This is a genomic window from Streptomyces sp. 4F14, assembly GCF_048159485.1.
In the GTDB taxonomy this organism is placed as follows: domain Bacteria; phylum Actinomycetota; class Actinomycetes; order Streptomycetales; family Streptomycetaceae; genus Streptomyces.
The window spans coordinates 209,099-226,593 of sequence record NZ_JBLRVY010000012.1 but is presented as its reverse complement, the minus strand read 5'-3'; the positions used below and the strand labels follow the sequence as shown (position 1 = coordinate 226,593).

Annotated in this window: 13 protein-coding genes; 8 read left to right on the top strand and 5 right to left on the bottom strand. The window is 71.5% G+C overall.

Features of this window, described 5'->3' with window-relative positions; genetic code table 11:
* The first annotated feature begins 62 nt into the window (after positions 1-62).
* Complete coding sequence (locus ACLZOT_RS22695) at positions 63-2,255, top strand: 1,4-beta-glucanase (protein ID WP_416970839.1); 2,193 nt, start codon at positions 63-65, stop codon at positions 2,253-2,255.
* Positions 2,256-2,270: 15 nt separating this feature from the next.
* Here the strand turns inward: ACLZOT_RS22695 and ACLZOT_RS22690 are convergent, their stop codons facing one another.
* Positions 2,271-3,020, bottom strand: a complete 750-nt coding sequence (locus ACLZOT_RS22690; RefSeq protein WP_416970838.1) for a FadR/GntR family transcriptional regulator — start codon at positions 3,018-3,020, stop codon at positions 2,271-2,273.
* 163 nt (positions 3,021-3,183) lie between these two features.
* Here ACLZOT_RS22690 and ACLZOT_RS22685 point away from each other — a divergent pair, with 163 nt between their 5' ends.
* Entirely contained in the window at positions 3,184-3,648 is a 465-nt protein-coding gene (locus tag ACLZOT_RS22685; protein ID WP_416970837.1) for a family 16 glycoside hydrolase, read from the top strand.
* A 3-nt stretch (positions 3,649-3,651) separates the two neighbouring features.
* On the opposite strand, the gene ACLZOT_RS22680 is transcribed toward ACLZOT_RS22685, so the two are convergent.
* Positions 3,652-6,066: a glycosyl hydrolase family 95 catalytic domain-containing protein gene (locus ACLZOT_RS22680; RefSeq protein WP_416970836.1), complete on the bottom strand. Its 2,415-nt coding sequence runs from the start codon at positions 6,064-6,066 to the stop codon at positions 3,652-3,654.
* Positions 6,067-6,098: 32 nt separating this feature from the next.
* Positions 6,099-6,974 (bottom strand): alpha/beta hydrolase family esterase, encoded by an 876-nt coding sequence (locus tag ACLZOT_RS22675; protein ID WP_416970835.1) that lies wholly within the window; start codon positions 6,972-6,974, stop codon positions 6,099-6,101.
* Positions 6,975-7,259: 285 nt separating this feature from the next.
* On the opposite strand from ACLZOT_RS22675, the gene ACLZOT_RS22670 reads away from it, so the two are divergent.
* The 5 genes from ACLZOT_RS22670 to ACLZOT_RS22650 are packed head-to-tail and all read left to right on the top strand — an operon-like array spanning position 7,260 to position 13,376.
* Positions 7,260-9,224 carry a right-handed parallel beta-helix repeat-containing protein gene (locus ACLZOT_RS22670; protein WP_416970834.1) on the top strand — a complete coding sequence of 655 codons (1,965 nt, stop codon included), beginning with the start codon at positions 7,260-7,262 and terminating at the stop codon, positions 9,222-9,224.
* The gene (locus ACLZOT_RS22665) at positions 9,221-10,489 is read left to right on the top strand and encodes an ABC transporter substrate-binding protein (RefSeq protein WP_416970833.1); all 1,269 of its coding nucleotides are present in this window, start codon (positions 9,221-9,223) and stop codon (positions 10,487-10,489) included. The genes ACLZOT_RS22670 and ACLZOT_RS22665 overlap by 4 nt, the downstream gene beginning before the upstream one ends.
* Positions 10,490-10,493: 4 nt before the next feature.
* On the top strand, positions 10,494-11,402 hold the full coding sequence (locus ACLZOT_RS22660; RefSeq protein ID WP_416970832.1) for a carbohydrate ABC transporter permease: 909 nt from the start codon (positions 10,494-10,496) through the stop codon (positions 11,400-11,402).
* Entirely contained in the window at positions 11,402-12,229 is an 828-nt protein-coding gene (locus ACLZOT_RS22655; RefSeq protein ID WP_416970831.1) for a carbohydrate ABC transporter permease, read from the top strand. Before ACLZOT_RS22660 ends, ACLZOT_RS22655 begins: the two co-directional genes overlap by 1 nt.
* 1 nt (position 12,230) lies before the next feature.
* On the top strand, positions 12,231-13,376 hold the full coding sequence (locus tag ACLZOT_RS22650) for a mandelate racemase/muconate lactonizing enzyme family protein (RefSeq protein WP_416970830.1): 1,146 nt from the start codon (positions 12,231-12,233) through the stop codon (positions 13,374-13,376).
* A gap of 149 nt (positions 13,377-13,525) precedes the next feature.
* Here ACLZOT_RS22650 and ACLZOT_RS22645 read toward each other — a convergent pair whose 3' ends face one another.
* Together ACLZOT_RS22645 and ACLZOT_RS22640 are read right to left on the bottom strand one after the other, a co-directional pair.
* Complete coding sequence (locus ACLZOT_RS22645) at positions 13,526-15,694, bottom strand: MMPL family transporter (RefSeq protein WP_416970829.1); 2,169 nt, start codon at positions 15,692-15,694, stop codon at positions 13,526-13,528.
* 102 nt (positions 15,695-15,796) lie between these two features.
* A complete protein-coding gene (locus tag ACLZOT_RS22640) occupies positions 15,797-16,408 on the bottom strand; it encodes a TetR/AcrR family transcriptional regulator (protein WP_416970828.1) in 612 nt (203 codons plus the stop codon).
* A gap of 148 nt (positions 16,409-16,556) precedes the next feature.
* On the opposite strand from ACLZOT_RS22640, the gene ACLZOT_RS22635 reads away from it, so the two are divergent.
* Positions 16,557-17,165, top strand: coding sequence for a TetR/AcrR family transcriptional regulator (locus ACLZOT_RS22635; protein ID WP_416970827.1), 609 nt, complete (start codon positions 16,557-16,559; stop codon positions 17,163-17,165).
* Positions 17,166-17,495: the final 330 nt, after the last annotated feature.

Here is a 17,495-nt window from a genome sequence, read left to right as displayed (position 1 = left end):
TGTGTGACCCGGCCGATGGCGCTCACCGCGACCGGCCCCCGCTCCACAGATCGAGGTACGACATGCACACGTCCGATCCGAGCCGGCGTGCCCTCCTCGCCGGGACCGCCGCCGGGGTCGCGCTCATCGGTCTCCCGCCCCTGACCGGAGCGGCCCGGGCCGCCGGGTCCGCGCCCGCCACACAGCCGTACACCTGGCGGAACGCGGTCATCGGCGGCACCGGATTCGTGACGGGCGTGGTCTTCCATCCCGCCGTACGAGGACTCGCCTACGCCCGTACCGACATGGGCGGCGCCTACCGCTGGGACGACACCGAGGCCCGCTGGATCCCTCTGCTGGACTGGATCAGCCAGGACGACCAGAACCTCCTGGGCGTCGAGTCGCTGGCCATCGACCCCGCCGCGCCGGACCGCCTCTACCTGGCCGTCGGCACGTACTCCCAGCCCTGGGCGGGCAACGGCGCGATCCTGCGCTCCGAGGACCGCGGGGCGACCTGGACCCGCACCGACCTCGCCGTGAAACTCGGTTCCAACGAGGACGGCCGGGGCACGGGGGAGCGCCTCCTCGTGGACCCGCGCAACAGTGACACCCTGTGGCTGGGCACCCGGCACGACGGCCTCCTCACGTCGAAGGACCGGGGCGCGACCTGGTCCGCCGCGCCGGGGTTCCCGCCCACGCCGAGCGCCACCGGCCAGGGCGTCACCCTCCTCGCCGCCGCCGGCCGCGACCTGTACGCCGGCTGGGGCGACGGAGACGGCACCTCGACCGCGGTCACCCTGTACCGCACCAGCGACGGCACCACCTGGACGCCCGTCCCCGGCCAGCCGGCCGGACAGGCGGCCAAGATGCCGATGCGGGCCGCGTACGACAGCGGCGCCGGCGAGCTGTACGTGACGTACGCGAACGCCCCCGGCCCCAACGGCCAGTCCGACGGAAGCGTGCACAAACTGGCCGTCGGCACCGGCACCTGGACCGACGTCACCCCCGTGAAGCCCTCAAGCTCCGACACCTTCGCGTACGGTGGGGCCGCCGTCGACCCCCAGCGCGTCGGCACCGTCGTCGTCTCCACCAACAACCGCTGGTCGGCGGGCGAGACCCTGTTCCGCACCACCGACGGAGGCCGGACCTGGACCTCGCTCAAGGAAGAGGCGAGCTTCGACGTGTCGGAGACCCCCTTCCTCAAGTGGGGCAAGGACAAGCCGACGTTCGGCTGGTGGATCCAGATGGTCGCCATCGACCCGTACGACTCGCAGCACATCGTCTACGGCACCGGCGCCACCCTCTACGGGACCCGAGACCTGAAGAACTGGGCCCCGCAGATCCGCGGCCTGGAGGAGACGGCGGTCCTCTTCCTGGTCTCGCCCCCCACCGGCCAGGCGCACCTGCTCAGCGGTTCACGGGACATCGGGACCCTGTACCACGACCAGCTGACGGCGTCCCCGTCCGGCGGCCTCGCCACCAACCCGGTCTTCGTCACGGCGACCGGCCTCGCACAGGCCGCCGCCGAACCGTCGTACGTGGTGCGCACGGGCGTCGGCGACGACGGCAACGGCGCCCACTCGAACGACGGCGGACAGACCTGGACCCCCTTCGGCTCCCAGCCGGCCGCCGCCAAGGACGCGTCGGGGCCGATCGCCACCACCGCCGACGGCAGCGTGCTGCTGTGGTCCTTCGGCGCGAAGCAGGCGACGCAGCGCTCAACGGACAACGGTGCGACCTGGTCGGAGATCCCCACCTTCCCCAGCGGCGCCACTCCGGTGGCGGACCCGGAGAACGCGGCCGTCCTCTACGCCTTCGACACCGGCACGGGAACACTGTTCGCCAGCGACGACAAGGGCGCGACCTTCGCGGAACGAGCCACCGGCCTCCCCTCCGGCGAGGCCGGCTTCAAACTGACCGCGGCACCCGGCCGCACCGGCGACCTGTGGCTCAGCACCAAGGCGGGCGGGCTCCACCGCTCCACCGACGGCGGTAGATCCTTCACGAAGATCACGAGCTGCGAGGCGTCCTACACCCTCGGCTTCGGCGCGGCACCCGACGCGTCCGCCTACCCCTCGATCTACCACGTCGCCACGGTCGACGGCGTCACCGGCGTCTACCGCTCCGACGACACCGGCACAACCTGGCGCCGCATCAACGACGACCAGCACCAGTGGGGTTGGCTCGGCGAATCCATCACCGGCGACCCCCGCGTCCCGGGCGCGGTGTACCTGGCCACGAACGGCCGGGGCATCCAGTACGGGCAGCCGGCCTGACACCCGGCCCGTGAGTCACCCGAACACGCGGCGCTGGATCTCCCGCCGGTAGTCCTCCAGCGTGTTGTCGAGGTGCACGGCCGCCGCCCGGGCCGCCTCCTCGGGGCGGCCGTCGCGGATCGCGCGGTAGATCGCGGCGTGCTCCTCGACGGCCTCCGCCGCGTGTCCGCCCACTGTGCCGTGCAGGCCGATCGTGCTGGACTGGCGTTGCAGGCGGCGGGATTCGCGGACCGAGGCGACCAGGAACTGGTTGTGGGAGGCGAGGGCGACGGCGAGGTGGAAGTCGTCGTCGCCGCGGTCGAAGAGGGCGGCCTGACCGGTGAGGTGGCCCTGGCGGCAGGTGTCGACGGCGGTTTCGATCGCCCGTAGTTCGGCCGGTGTCGCGTGGGTCGCCGCGAGGCGGCTCGCGGCGGTCTCCTGGATGTGGCGGAACTCGAACAGCATGTAGACATGGTCGAGGTCGGTGGGGAGGAAGAAGCCGCCCCAGCGGGAGGAGCCCAGCATCCCGTCGTCGTCGGCGACGTAGAGGCCCCGGCCCTTGTGCGCCCGGACCCGCCCGATCGCCGAGAGGATCTTGACGGCCTCGCGGACCACGCTGCGACTGGCGTCCAGCCGCTCGGCCAACTCCTTCTCGGTGGGCATCCGGTCGCCGGGCCGCAGCCCCGACTCGGCGATGAGCTGGAGGATCCGCTCGGCGGTCACCTCGTATCCCGGCCGGTACGAGCCCACCGGCCCGGCGGCGCCGCTCGCTGTCGCTTCCACCATGGCGAAAAATGCTACAGCACCGGCCGAGATCGAAAGATGAGTCAGATACATCGATCTCTCCCCGCCTTTGACCATCCCCGGTCAACCCCTTCTGTAGTGGGGATTTGGCGCATCCCGCCGTATCGATGAGTCGCATACATGCCGATGCCACGGAGCCGATGCCGTGAGAAGACCGATCGCAAGCCGCCTGACGGCCGTGGCCGCCCTGACCGCGGCGACCCTCGCCGTCCCGGCGTTCACCGCCCCCGCCTCGGCGCACCCGGTGAACCCCGCCGACTTCCAGCAGGTCGAACCGGTCAGAGGCGTCGGCGAAGTGGGCGAACCCATGTCCCTGGCCGTGCTGCCGGACCGCTCGGTCCTGCACACCGCCCGGGGCGGCGTCCTGCGCCGCACCACCGCCGACGGGGTCACCGGCGTGATCGGCACCCTGCCGCCCGGCGAGTGGAACACCTTCGAGGCGCTGGTGACCGGCGAACGCGTCCAGGTGCTCCTGAACGGCGCCAAGGTCAACGACTTCACCGACACCGACCCGGCACGCTCCCTGACCTCCGGGCACATCGGCGTCCAGAACCACGGCGACGGCGACGACGTGTCCTTCCGTAACATCCGGATCCGGGAGCTGCCCTGACCCCTACCCAGTCGCGCGGTAGGTGTGCCCGGCCTGGCCCGTGAACTCGATCAGGTCCGCCTCGGGCCTCGCCGGCCGCACCTGCTCGCCGCTCGTCGTGTCGCGCACGTCGTGGGCGCCGGTGAACAGACGGCTGCGGACCCGGAGGGTGCCGGTGCGGTCGGGGGTGACGGACAGTTCGGCGGGACGGCCGCCCCGCCACACCGCGCCGACCGTGCAGCCGCCCCGGCCGCGCAGCCCCGTGACGCTCCCGGCCTGCCAGGCGGGCGGCAGCGCGGGCAGTACGTGCAGTTCGCCGTGGTGGCTCTGGAGCAGCATCTCCGCGATCCCCGAGGTCGCCCCGAAGTTCCCGTCGATCTGGAACGGCGGGTGCAGGTCGAACATGTTGGGCGCGAGCCGGTCCGTGGTCACGAGGTCCCGCAGGAGCTTGTGGGCCCGCGCGCCCTCCTCCATCCGCGCCCAGTAGTTGATCTTCCAGGCGAGCGACCAGCCGGTCCCCGCGTCGCCGCGCAGCTCCAGGGTCCGGCGGGCCGCCTCGAACAGCTGGGGCGTCCCGCGCTTGGTGATCTGGTCGCCGGGGTGCAGGCCGTACAGATGGGAGATGTGCCGGTGGTTGCGCTCGGTCTCCACCCAGTCGTGCAGCCACTCCTGGATGTTGCCGCGCGAGCCGACCTTCATCGGGGCCAGCCGCTGCCGGGCCGCGCGGACCTGGTCGCGGAACGCGGCGTCGGTCCCGAGGACCTCGCTCGCGGACGCGCACCCGTCGAACAGGGAGCGCAGGATCTGCGAGTCCATCGTCGGGCCCGCGCACACGCTGACGTCCGGATGATGGGTCAGCTCCGGCGAGTTCGACGGGTTGGTGACCAGGTGGCCCAGGGTGGGGTGGGGCACCAGCGTGTCGAGGAAGAACTGCGCCGCGCCCTTCAGCGCCGGGTAGTTGCGCCGCAGGAACTCGACGTCGCCGGTGAACCGGTAGTGGTCCCAGATCAGCGACGCCAGCCAGGCGCCGCCGGTCTGCCACATGCCCCACACCGCGCCGTCGACGACCGAAGTGCCCCGCCACGCGTCGGTGTTGTGGTGCGTGACCCAGCCCCGGGCGCCGTACTGCGCCTGCGCGGTACGGGCCCCGGTGGCCGTGAGGTCGCCGATCATCGCGAACACGGGCGCGAGGCACTCGGCGAGGTTGGTGGTGTCGGCGGGCCAGTAGTTCATCGGCAGATTCGCGTTGATCGTGTACTTCGAGTCCCAGGACGGGGTCAGCTGGTCGTTCCAGATGCCCTGGAGGTTCGCCGGCTGCGTACCGGGCCGCGACGACGCGATCAGCAGGTACCGGCCGTACTGGAACAGCAGCGCCGAGAACTGCGGGTCGTCTACCGCGTTGTGCCGGGCGATGCGGACGTCCGTCGGCTGGTCGGCCGCCGCCGTCCGGCCGACGTCCAGCGCGACCCGGCCGAACAACGCCTGGTGGTCCGCCACATGGCGGGCGCGGAGGGTGTCGTACGGGACGCCCTGGGCGGCGTCGAGGTGGGTACGGGCGATGCGCTGGTGGTCGCCGTCCACGGTCCGGTAGTCGACGTAGCCGGTGCCGATCGACACCAGCACCGTCACGCTGTCCGCGCCGGTGACCCGCAGCGTGCCACCGGAACTCGTGACGGTACCGCCCTGCGCCGCCGCCCTGGCCAGCGCGCGGAACCTGACCGTGCCCGCGATGCCCCGCATGTCGCCGGAGACGCCGTCCAGCGCGACCGTCGTCCCGTCCGGGCTGGACACCGACGTGCGCTGCGGGCTGGTGAAGGTGGCCGAGAACGTGACCGCGCCGGGGGTCTGGGCGGTCAGCCGCAGGACGATCACCTGGTCCGGCGCGCTGGCGAACACCTCGCGCCGGTACCGCACGTTGTTCGCGGTGCAGGTGACGGCCGCCGTGGCGGTGGTGAGGTCGAGCAGGCGCTCGTACCCGGACACCGCGCCCCCGCCGGGGAAGGTCAGCCGCAGGTCGCCGACGGGCTGGTACGCCAACTGGGCCGCCGGGCTGCCCAGCATCGTCTGGTCGATCAGGTCCTGGGCCTGCTTCCACTGGTCGGCGAAGACCAGTTGCCGGATCCGGCCGAGGGCGGCGGCGCCGCGCGGGTTGTCGTAGGTGTGGGGGCCGCCGGCCCAGACCGTGTCCTCGTTGAGCTGGAGGCGTTCCGTGTCGGTGTTGCCGAACACCATCGCGCCGAGGCGGCCGTTGCCGACCGGCAGGGCGCGCAGCCACTGCGCGCCGGCCGGCTCGTCGTACCACAGGGCCAGGTCACCCGCCGCGCGCACTTCGCGCGGCGGGGCCGCGTCCGCGCGGGGGACCGCCGTCCATCCGGCCTGGCCCAGCACGGCACCGGCCGCGCCCAGCCGCATCGCCTGCCGTCGCGTCAGATCGGACATCGGGGTCCTCCCGCCTTCCTGTGGCCTACGGATCAGCGCTGCGCCGTGAAGAACCGCCACAACTCTGCCTTGACCCAGCTCCGGGCGCCGCTCTCGCAGCCGGCGCACCCGTCCACGGGGCCCTGCTGGTGGCCGCCGTCGAACGCGGCCCAGACGACCGGGCGGCCGCTCTGGCACCCGGAGTAGGCGGTGAGTGTGTGGGTCAGGCTGCCCCGGGCCGGCTCGGGCGGGTTCTGCGGTGCGCAGCCGTTGTTGCGGACGAACCTGTCCCGCAGCGCCCGGCCGTTCTGGATGCTGTCGGAGATGCCGTGGATCCCCAGGTACGCCACGGGCTGCGTGCCGCCGCCGCACCCGCTGATCGGCCCCGGGGCGGCGATGGCGGCGACCGCGCGGAACGCGGACGGGCGGGAGCAGGCGAGCGAGTAGCTCATCGCGCCGCCGTAGCTGAAGCCCACGGAGAACACCTGCGCGGTGTCGACGCACAGGCCCCGGCCGAGCGCCCTGAGCATGTCGTCGATGAAGGTCACGTCCTCCCCGTTGGTGTTCGCCCAGGCGTTGTCGAGGCCCTGGGGCGCGACGAAGATCGTGGAGTTGTTCGCCTGGGACAGCATGCCGTAGTAGGCCCAGGGGTAGCCGTCGCTCCCGCCGGAGGCGACGTCGTTCGCGGTGCCGCCCCACCAGTGGAAGCCGAACGCCAGCCGGTAGGGGCGGTTCCGGTCGTAGTTGTCCGGGACCTTGAGGGTGAAGCTGCGGTTCTTGCCGCTGCTCCGGATCGTGTGGGTGCCGCTGGCCAGTGTCGGGGCGGCACCGCATCCGGGGCTCGGCGCGAGAGCGCCGGCGGACGCCGGGGGCGGGGCGGCGCCGTACGCCGTGCCGCTCGCCACCACGGCCAGAAGGGTTGCGGCCACGACGGACCGTAAGAAGGATCTGTACCTCACCATCACGCACTCCACTGGTGTTGTGGGGGGTTCGCCATGCACAGGGGTTTCGCGTGAAGCTCGGATGAGTCCGACTCATCTCGATCGAGTGGATACTCAAACGACCCCCATGGAAGCGCTCCCACTCGGCACAGTCAAGGGATCGCGTCCCGATGAGTCGCATCCATCTTGTTGCATGTACATGATTCATGTGGTGCACTGAGGTCTGCCTAGGCAGGGGCGTTCGCCGGATCCATCCCACGACAAGGAGATCCCGTGTTCGCACCCTCGCTCCTCGCGGTGCTGGCCCTGTCGGCGACCGCGGTGCTGACCGCCCCGGCCCCCGCTGCCACGACCACCCTGTACGTCTCCCCGTCCGGCACGGGCACCGCCTGCTCGACCGCCCAGCCGTGCTCGCTGTCCACCGCGCAGACGTCGGTGCGCGCACGCAGTACGACGATGCAGGACGACATCGTCGTCGAACTCGCCGACGGGGTCTACCGGTTGACGGCACCGCTGCGGATGACCGCCGCCGACTCCGGCAACAACGGCCACCGTGTCGTGTGGCGGGCCGCCCCCTCCGCGCACCCCGCGCTCAGCGGCGCCCGCCCGGTCACCGGCTGGACGCTCGCCGACGCCGGGAAGAACATCTGGCGCGCGGACGTCGGGGCCGGCAGCGACACCCGCCAGCTGTACGTCGACGGCGCGATCGCCACCCGCGCACGGACCCAGGTCAACCGCTCCTCGTTCACCTTCACCAGCACGGGCATGACCTTCTCCGACCCCGCCCTCGGCTACCTCGACAACCTGCCGGGCCAGAACCGCATCGAGGTGGAGAGCGTCAACTCCTTCACCGACCGCTACTCACCCGTGCAGGGCATCCGCGGGAACACCATCACGATGCGTCAACCCGCCTGGAACAACAACACCTTCGGCTACGACACCCTCACCGCCCCGCACCGCGCCGGCCCCTTCTACCTGGCCAACGCGTACGCCTTCCTCGACTCCCCGGGCGAGTGGTACGTCGACCCCGGCACCGGCACGCTCTCCTACATCCCGCTCCCCGGACAGGACATGCGCACCGCCCGCGTGGAACTGCCCGGGCTCCAGTCGCTGGTGAACATCGGCGGCACCCTCGACGCGCCCGCGCACGACATCACCTTCAGCGGGATCACGTTCACCGGCACCAGCTGGCTCGGCCCCAGCGGCGACCAGGGATACGCCGACCAGCAGACCGGCGCCTACCTCGCGGGCGACTGGAACTGGCCCGCCGACCGGCTGACGTCCTGCCAGAACGGCTGCCGTCAGTTCGAGGCGGCCCGCCCGCACTGGAGGCAGATGCCCGCCGCCGTACAGGTCTCCGCCGCCCGCGGCATCACCTTCGGCGACAGCGCGTTCGTCAACCTGGGCCAGACCGCCATCGGCATCGGCAACGACGCGAACGCCCACACCAGCGGCGTCGGCCTCGGCGCGAGCGACATCACCGTCACCCGCTCCGAGATCGCCCGCAACTCCGCGGGCGGCATCGTCGTAGGCGGAGTCCGCGCCGACGCGCACCACCCCGGCGACCGGCGGATGACCAACCGGAACATCACCGTCAGCGACAACCGCATCCACGACCTCGGCCTGGAGTACCGGGGCGTCGTGTCGGTCCTGACCACCTACGTCACGACCACGGACGTCTCCCACAACGAGGTCTACAACATGCCGTACTCCGGCATGTCCATCGGCTACGGCTGGGGCAGCAACGACGCCGGCGGCAGCGACCACTACGCGGGCCGCGGCCTGTACGACCACCAGCCCCGGTACACGACCCCGACCACCGCGTCCGGCAACCGCCTCGTCGGCAACCACATCCACGACGTCATGCGGCAGATGAACGACGGCGGCTGCATCTACACCCTCGGCTGGAACCCGAACGCCGTGATCAGCGACAACCACTGCCAGCGCACCAACGGCTACTTCGGCCTCTACTTCGACGAGGGCTCCCGCTACTACACCGCCACCCGCAACGTCCTGTCCGCCACCGGGACCTGGGCCACCGCCAACTACTGGGGCGGCGAGAACATGGGCGCCTGGACGGTCACCGACAACTGGTCGACCAACGGCAGCACCAACATCACGAATGGTGACCGGGGCAACGTCGTCCGCGGCAACGTCACGGTCACGGGCGGCAACTGGCCCGCCGGCGCCCAGACCGTCATCGCGAACGCCGGTCCGCGCAAGGGGAGTTCGCGATGAGGCGGCGTACCCGATGGGCGGCCCTCCTGCTGGCCGCCGCCGCGCTGGCCGGCTGCGGGAGCGCCTCGGGGCCCGCCTCGCCGTCCGGCGGCGGCACGAAGAAGCTGGTGGTCTGGGACTGGAAGTCGGGGGACGACGCCACGGCCGCCTACCTCGACCGGGCGAAGGCCGGCTTCGCGAAGCGACACCCCGGCGTCACCGTCGAGTTCGTGGCCCAGCCGTTCGACCAGTACTACACCCTCCTCGGCACGGCCATCCAGGCGGGCCGGGGACCGGACGTCATGCTCTTCAACGGCGGCGGCCGGATCCGCGACCGCACCGACGCGCTCGTCCCCCTGGACCCCTACGTCGCCGGGGACCGGGACCGCCTGACGGGCTGGGACGCGTTCCGCGAGGGCGGCAGGACCTACGCCGCACCGGTCACCCTCCAGGGCCACCCGATCTACTACGACAAGAAGCTGTACGAACAAGCGGGCCTCGACCCCGACAGGCCGCCCGCGACCTGGAGCGCGTTCCTCGACGCCTGCGCGACCCTCAGGAAGAAGACCGGTACCGCCTGCGTCGCGCTCGGCAACAAGGAAGGCGCCGGCATCCAGTTCTTCCTGTCCGGACTCGGCTCCGGCGCCCTCACCGACCGGGAGTACGACGACTGGATCGCCGGGAGACGCGACTGGACGTCCCCGCACGTGAAACGGATCTTCGAGCTGTGGAAGGAGACCGACGCCGCCGGCCTCGACAACAAGGGCGCCAACTCGACCGCCCTGTTCAACGACGCCTTCGCCCTCTTCTCCTCCGGCAAGGCCGCCCACGTCATCGGGCTGATGTCGGACGTCGGGCACTGGAAGGACTTCGCCGAGTTCCTCGCCCCCGACGACATCGGCGTCATGCGGGCCCCGGTCATCACCGCCGGGGCGACACCGAGCCTCCCCTACGACGGCGGCATCGGCTACGCGGTCGCCAAGTGGACCCCCGATCCCGTGCTCGCCGCCGACCTGGTCCGCTCGCTCACCTCACGGGACGCGCTGGCGGCCTTCCACGCCGACGCGGGCGCCATCGTCTCCGACACCTCCATCGACGTACCGAAGGACGGCCCGGCCGTCTCCGCGATCCTCTCCGAGATCGAGAGCGGCGAACCCGCCCTGCACGTGGCGCTCTCCTCCCGGACCCTCGATCTGATGGGGCGGCTGTCCCAGCAGCTGCTGAGCGGGTCGGTCACCGTCGACGAGGCGCTGAGGCAGCTCGCCGTCTCGGACCGGGAGGGCTGAGCGGGTGCCGTTCGACAGCACGCCGGCGGCGCGAAGGGGCGCGTCCCGCCGTCCGAGCGCGGACCGCCTCGCCCCGTACGTCCTCGTCGCCCCGGCCGTGCTGGTCGTCGTCGCCCTGCGGCTCTACCCGCTCGTCCTCGGCGTCAACTTCTCCTTCACCGGGGACGGCGAACTCGACGGAACCTCCGTCGGACCGGACAACTACACCGCCCTCTTCGACGACCCCCTCTTCCGCCGCGCCCTGCGCAACACGGGCCTGCTGGTGCTGCTGCTCCCGGTGGCGGTCGCCGTCCCCGGGCTCCTCGCGACCTTCATCCACCTGCGCGTCCCGGGGCACCGGCTCTACCGGGGCGTCTACTTCTTCCCCGCCGTGCTGTCGCCGGTGATCGTCGGCGCGGTCTTCAACCTCCTGCTGGCCTTCGACGGCCCCGTCAACAGGCTGCTCGGCACCCTCGGGCTCGGCCCGGTCGACTGGCTCGGCGATCCGGACATCGCGATCTACACGGTCGTCGGCGTCCATGTCTGGGCGACCTTCGGGATGGCGCTGGTGGTGTTCCTCGCCGGGTTCGCCACCCTCGACTCCTCGCTGCTCGACGCCGCGCGGATCGACGGCGCCTCGCTGCCCCGGATCATCTGGCACGTCATCGTCCCCGGCCTGTCCCGGACCATCCAGTTCGTCTTCGTGACCACGATGATCGGAATGCTCACGTCGATGTTCGGACTGCTCTACGTGATGACCGGCGGCGGCCCCGGGGGCTCCACCTACCTGCCGGAGTACTACATCTGGATCCAGCAGGGCCAGATGAACCGCCCCGCGCTCGCCTCGGCCGCCTCCACCGTCCTCTTCCTCGTCATGGTGGTCGTGGGCCTGCTCCAGATCGGCGTGCTCCGCCGGTCCGGCGGGGCCGAGTGATGCCCGCTCCGAGGGCGGGCAGATGGCTGGTCGCGGGCGCGATGGCGGCGCTCGCGCTGGCCACCGTCTATCCGCTGGTGTTCACCACGAACGTGGCGCTGAAGACCCGCCACGCGTACGTCCTCGATCGCTTCGCCCTCACCGGCTCCCCGCGGCCCGACAACCTCGCCACCGCGTGGGACAGCGCGGGAATGGCCCGCTACTTCGTCACCTCGCTCACCGTCGTGACGTGCGCGGTCGCCCTGCTCCTGCTGATCGGGTCGGCGGCCGGGTTCGCCCTGGGCAGGCTGAGCTTCCGGGGGTCGCGGGTGCTGTTCCTCGGCTGCCTCGCGGCCCTGTTCGTGCCGTTCCAGGTCATCATGGTGCCGCTCGCCCGGACCATGGCCGACCTGCGGCTCGTCGACACCCACGCCGGGCTGGTCCTCGCCTACGTCGCGCAGTTCCTTCCTTTCACCGTCTTCCTGATGGCGAGCTACTACGCGCACGTCCCGGCCGAGATCGTCGACGCGGCCCGGGTCGACGGCAACACCCTCTTCGGCGTCCACCGGCGGATCATGCTGCCGCTCGGCGCCCCCGCCCTGGTCTCCGCGGGCGTCCTGAACGCGCTGTTCTGCTGGAACGACGTCCTCATCGCCCTGCTGATCATGCCGTCGGCCGAGCACCGCACCCTGATGGTCGGCGTCACCTCGCTGCGCGGCCAGTACGCGGACGACATCCCCACGTTCGCCGCCGGCGTCCTGATCGCCGCCGTACCGATGCTGCTGCTCTACCTCCTGTTCCAGCGTCACATCGCCGAAGGCGTCACCGCCGGTTCCACGAAGGGCTGACATGCGGATCACCGGATACCGAACCCTCAGCACGGTCCAGGAGTGGGGGCGCCCGGTCGGCGACGCCAACGGCGTCTTCGCCGACGGGACCGTCCCCGTGCCGATGATCCTGGTGACCACCGACGCGGGGCTCACGGGCGTCGGCCTCGGCCCCGGCACCGACGCCGAGACGGTCTTCGCCGCCCTCGACGGCGAGGACCCGCGCGCCGTCACCGCCCTCTACGACCGCATGCTGCGCCAGACCTTCAAGGCCGGTCACACGGGCGCGGTGTTCGGCACCATCGGCGCGTTCGACACGGCGCTGTGGGACATCAAGGCCCAGGCCGCCGGGGAACCCCTCTGGCGGCTGCTGGGCGGCCGCGACCGGCGGGTGCCCGCGTACGCCTCCGGCCTGGACATCGGCCTCACCGACACCGAACTCGTCGCCGTGTACGAGGAGTACGCCGCGCACGGCCTGCGCGCGGCCAAGCTCAAGGGCGGGCTGGACCTCGAACGCGACCGGCGGCGGCTGACGCTGGTCCGCGACGTCCTGACCGACGCCGCCCGGGGGACGCCGCCCGCGCTGATGCTCGACGCGAACGAGTCCTGGTCCCGCAAACAGGCCGTGCGCCACGTGTGCGCGCTGGAACGCACCCTCGACCTCACCTGGGTCGAGGAGCCGGTCCGGCGCTGGGACGCCGAAGGGCTGGCCGCCGTCGGCCGGGGGATCCGCGCCTCGGTGGCCGGCGGCGAGAACCTCTCCGGTCTCGAACAGTTCCGCCCGCTGCTCGCCGCGGGCGCGCTCGACGTCGTCCAGACGAGCGCGGTGTGGGGCATCACCCACTTCCTGCGGGTCGCCGTCCTCGCCCACGCCCACGATCTGCCGGTCAGCTGTATCGGCTCCACCCCGGTCGGCCTCCTGCACGCCGCGACCACCACCCCGAACCACCTCGCCGCCGAACTCCAGCACCTCCGGCCACCCCTCGGCCTCCACCTCGACCTGCGCATCGAGAACGGCGCGTTCATCCTCGGCGACACACCCGGCCTCGGCATCCGGCTCGACGAGAAGACGATCCGTACGCCCGCTTCCCTCGCCGTCGGCGGCGGCACGAACGTACGCCCGGAATCGGCCGGCCTCCGCCTGCTCCCGGCAGCCGTCACTGAATGACACGACGGGCCCGGCAGTGGTCGTCCGCTCGGAGCGACCACTGCCGGGCCCGTTCACCACGGCAGGCCCGTCCCCACGGTCCGGCGTGGTGTCCGGGGCGGCAGCCGTCCGCTCAGGCGGCCGTCCCGGGGCTTGCGTGTCCTGGGGAGTCAGACACGGGTCAGTTCTTGTCGCGGGTCGGCGTGCTCGGCCAGTGCCGCGCCTTCCACGTCCACGTCGGGCAGTGACCTGTCGAGCCACTTCGGCAGCCACCAGGCACGGTCGCCCAGCAGGGCGAGCACCGCGGGGACGATGGTCATGCGGACGACGAAGGCGTCGACGAAGACCGCGAAGGCGAGACCGAAGCCGATCATCTTGACCATGGCCTCGTTGGAGCCGATGAAGCCCGCGAAGACGCTGATCATGATGACGGCGGCGGCGGTGACGACGCGGGCACCGTGCCGGAAACCGGTGACGACGGCCTCGCGTGGGCTCTCGCCGTGGACGTGTGCCTCGCGCATGCGGGTGACGAGGAAGACCTCGTAGTCCATGGCGAGGCCGAAGACGACGCCCACCATGAAGATCGGCATCATGCTCATGATCGGGCTGGTCTGCTCGACGCCGATCAGGTCGGCCGCCCAGCCCCACTGGAAGACCGCGACGACGGCGCCGAGAGAGGCCAGTACCGACAGCAGGAAGCCGAGGGCGGCCTTGAGGGGGACCAGGACGGAGCGGAAGACCAGGATCAGCAGCAGGAAGGCGAGGCCCACGACGAGGGCGAGGTAGGGGGCGAGTGCGCCGGTGAGTTTCTCCGACACGTCGACCTTCATCGCGGTGAAGCCGGTGACCATGACGTTGTCGCCGGTGCGGTCGCGGATGGAGGACAGGAGATCCTCGGTCCTGGTGCTGTCGGGCGAGGTCTTCGGGATGACGGTGAGGATGGCGGTCCTGCCCGCCTTGTCGAAGGTGGCGGGGGTGACGGCCGCGACGTCCTTGAGGCCGCCGATGGTCCGGCTCACCTCACCGGCCTCGGTCCTGACGTCCCCGCCGTCGGCCGTGGCGTCGACGGTGACCAGCAGGGGACCGTTGACGCCGGGGCCGAAGCTCTCGGCGAGCATGTCGTACGCCTTGCGCTGCGTGGTGCTGGTGGGCTGGTCGCCGTCGCCGGGCAGGCCCATCTTCAGGCTCGCGGCCGGGATCGCGACCACCGCGAGGGCGACCACGGCGCTCACCAGGACGGCGACCGGCCGGCGCAGGACGAAGCGTGCCCAGCGGGTGCCCATGTTCGGCTTGCCGTCGTCCTGGTGCCGCACGTTCTCGCGTGCCTTGCGGCCGTGGACGCGCTTGCCGGCGAAGCCGAGCAGGGCCGGGACGAGGGTGAGGGCGACGATCACGGCTATGGCGACGGTGCCGGCGGCGGCGAGACCCATCTTGGTGAGGCTCGGGATGTTGACGACCGCCAGCCCCGCCAGCGCGATGACGACGGTCAGACCAGCGAAGACCACCGCGGAGCCGGCCGTGCCGACCGCGTGTCCCGCCGCCTCCTCCCGCTCACGCCCTTCGGCGAGCTCGGCACGGTAACGGGAGACGACGAACAGCGCGTAGTCGATGCCGACCGCGATCCCGATCATCGAGGCGAGCGTCGGAGTGGTGCTGGAGAGGTCGAGGACCTCGGTGAGCGACATGATCGAGGCGACGCCGACACCGACGCCGACGACGGCGGTCAGCAGCGGCAGCCCGGCGGCCACCAGCGAGCCGAAGGTGATGACCAGGACCAGTGCGGCGAGGGCGATGCCGATGATCTCGGCGGACCCGGTCTCCGGCAGTTCGGCCATGGCGGTGCCGCCCGCCTCGGCGGTGAGTCCGGCGTGCCTGCCGTCGTCCAGGACCTCGTGGAGGGTGTCCTTGGAGGCGTCGGACATCTGGTTGAACTGCACGTCGTAGCCGACGGTGATGTAGGCCGTCGTCCCGTCGCGGCTGACGGCGCCCGCCTTGAACGGGTCGACGACCCCGGCGACCTGCTTGTTGCCGTCGCCGAGTTCGGCCACGGCCGCCTCGACGGCGGCCTTGTTGCGGGTGGCGGTGATCTTCTCGCCGGTGGGGGCGCGGAAGACGACGTTCGCCTGGGCGCCGTCGGCGTTGAGGCCGGGGAAGCGCTCGTGCAGCAGGTCGAACGCCTTCTGCGCTTCGGTGCCGGGGATGGAGACGTCGTTGCTTCCGGTGGTGTTCGCGGAGGCCGCGCCGATGCCGACGGCGGCCAGCAGGGCCACCCAGAGGAGGGCGACGAGCCTGCGGCGACGGAAGGACAGTCGGCCGAGTCTGTAGAGGAATGTGGCCACGAGAGGCTGCTCCGGATCAGGTCGTTGACTTGCGGGAGGGCATGGGGAACCAGCCCGACGACGAGAGCGGCGCACGTCAGGAAGGCGGAAAGGGACGGGTTTTCAGAGGCCGAGGGCGGGGACGACCACGGCGTCGATGTAGTGGCGCAGGAACGCGGAATCGGCGGACTTGCCGCTGAGCAGTGGCCGGGCGGCGAGGGCGCCGATCAGCATGTGCGCGACGTAGCCCCTGGCGGGCAGGTCGGCGGCGATCTCGCCCCGCTCGACCGCGCGGGCGAGCAGGGCGTTGAAGCCGGACAGTTCGGGGTCGATGAGCATGTCCCGCAGCGCCTGGAGGAGTTCGGGGTGCTCGTGGACGGCGTGGAAGAGAGCCCGCATCAACGCGGTGTCCCTCTCCACCTGCCGGTCGTCGATCTGGGCCACCAGCGCTTCGAGGTCACCGCGCAGCGAGCCGGTGTCGACGCCGGCCACGGTGGCGGGTTTCCCGTGGTGCAGCGCCTGGGCGAGCAGTTGGGGCTTGCCCGTCCACTGGCGGTAGAGGGTGGCCTTGCTGCACCGGCAGCGGGCGGCGATGGCGTCCATGGTCAGTGACTCGTAGCCCACCTCCTGCAACAGGTCGAGGGCGGCGGCGTACAACTCCGCCTCCCGCTCCGGTGAGATGCGGCTGCGGCGGATGCGGGGGGCGTCACCGTGTGGCGCGGCCACTGATGCCATGGCCCGGCTCCTGTCCGAACGGAACTGTTTCGTACGCATGGAGACTATCCCGGGCGTCGGTAAATACGAAACCGTTTCGGTAGTGAAATAGGCCACCGTCGGGACCCCTGCGAAACTGGAGGGGCAGCCGAGTCGAAAAGGGGCAGAGATGGCCAGTACGTCACCGGTGACGGCGAAGCCGGGACGTCCGCGGGATCCCGGCGCCGACGAGCGCATCCTGCGGGCCGTCGTGGACGAGCTGGCCGAGACCGGGATCGCCGGCTTCCGGATCAACTCGGTCGCCGCGCGCGCCAAGGTGGCCAAGCGGACCCTCTACTCCCGCTGGCCCGAGCGCGACGACCTGATCCTCGCCGGCCTGTCCACTCTCTCCGGGCAACTGCACCCGCCGCGCACGGGCAGCCTCGACGAGGACATGCGACTGCTCTACGACGCCATCGCGGAGACCCTCGACAGCCCGCGCTGGCTGATCGCGGCCCGCTGCACCTTCGAGCTCCCCGACCACCCCGAGCTGTACGCGCCGTTCCAGCGCGACTGCGTCGACCAGCCGCTGGCCGTCATCGAGGACGCCCTCTTCGACGCGCAGAAACGCGGCGAACTGCGCCCCGGCGTCGACCGGTCCGTGGCCGCCGAGACCTTCGCGGCGTCGATCGCCAACTTCAGCACGCACATCGCCCGCGCGCGGGGCGTCAGCGCACCGGGAGTGCGGGACCGGTTCCTCGACCAGTTCCTGCACGGACTGGGGTCCGGGGCCGGCTGAAGAGCTGACGGAATCCCCCGTGGCCCGGGCCACGGGGAGATCCGCGACACCGCCGACGTCACGGTCGTCAGCGCCGGCCACAAGAGGTCGACCGCCGCGTCCTGCCCGGCCGCCGGGCGGCGTTCGACACCGAACCGGCCCAACTGCTCGGCTCCGGCATCGAGTTGGAGCGGCATGAACGGGAGGGCCTCACCACCGCGTTCGACGGTGCCAGGACCGGAGCGCTCCTCCACCACGATCCGCGGGCCGCTCCCCGCCGACCTGTACTTCGCGGCCCTCTTCCACGGCGTCGACGCATTCCTGCGCACGGCCTGACCCGCCGGGAACCTC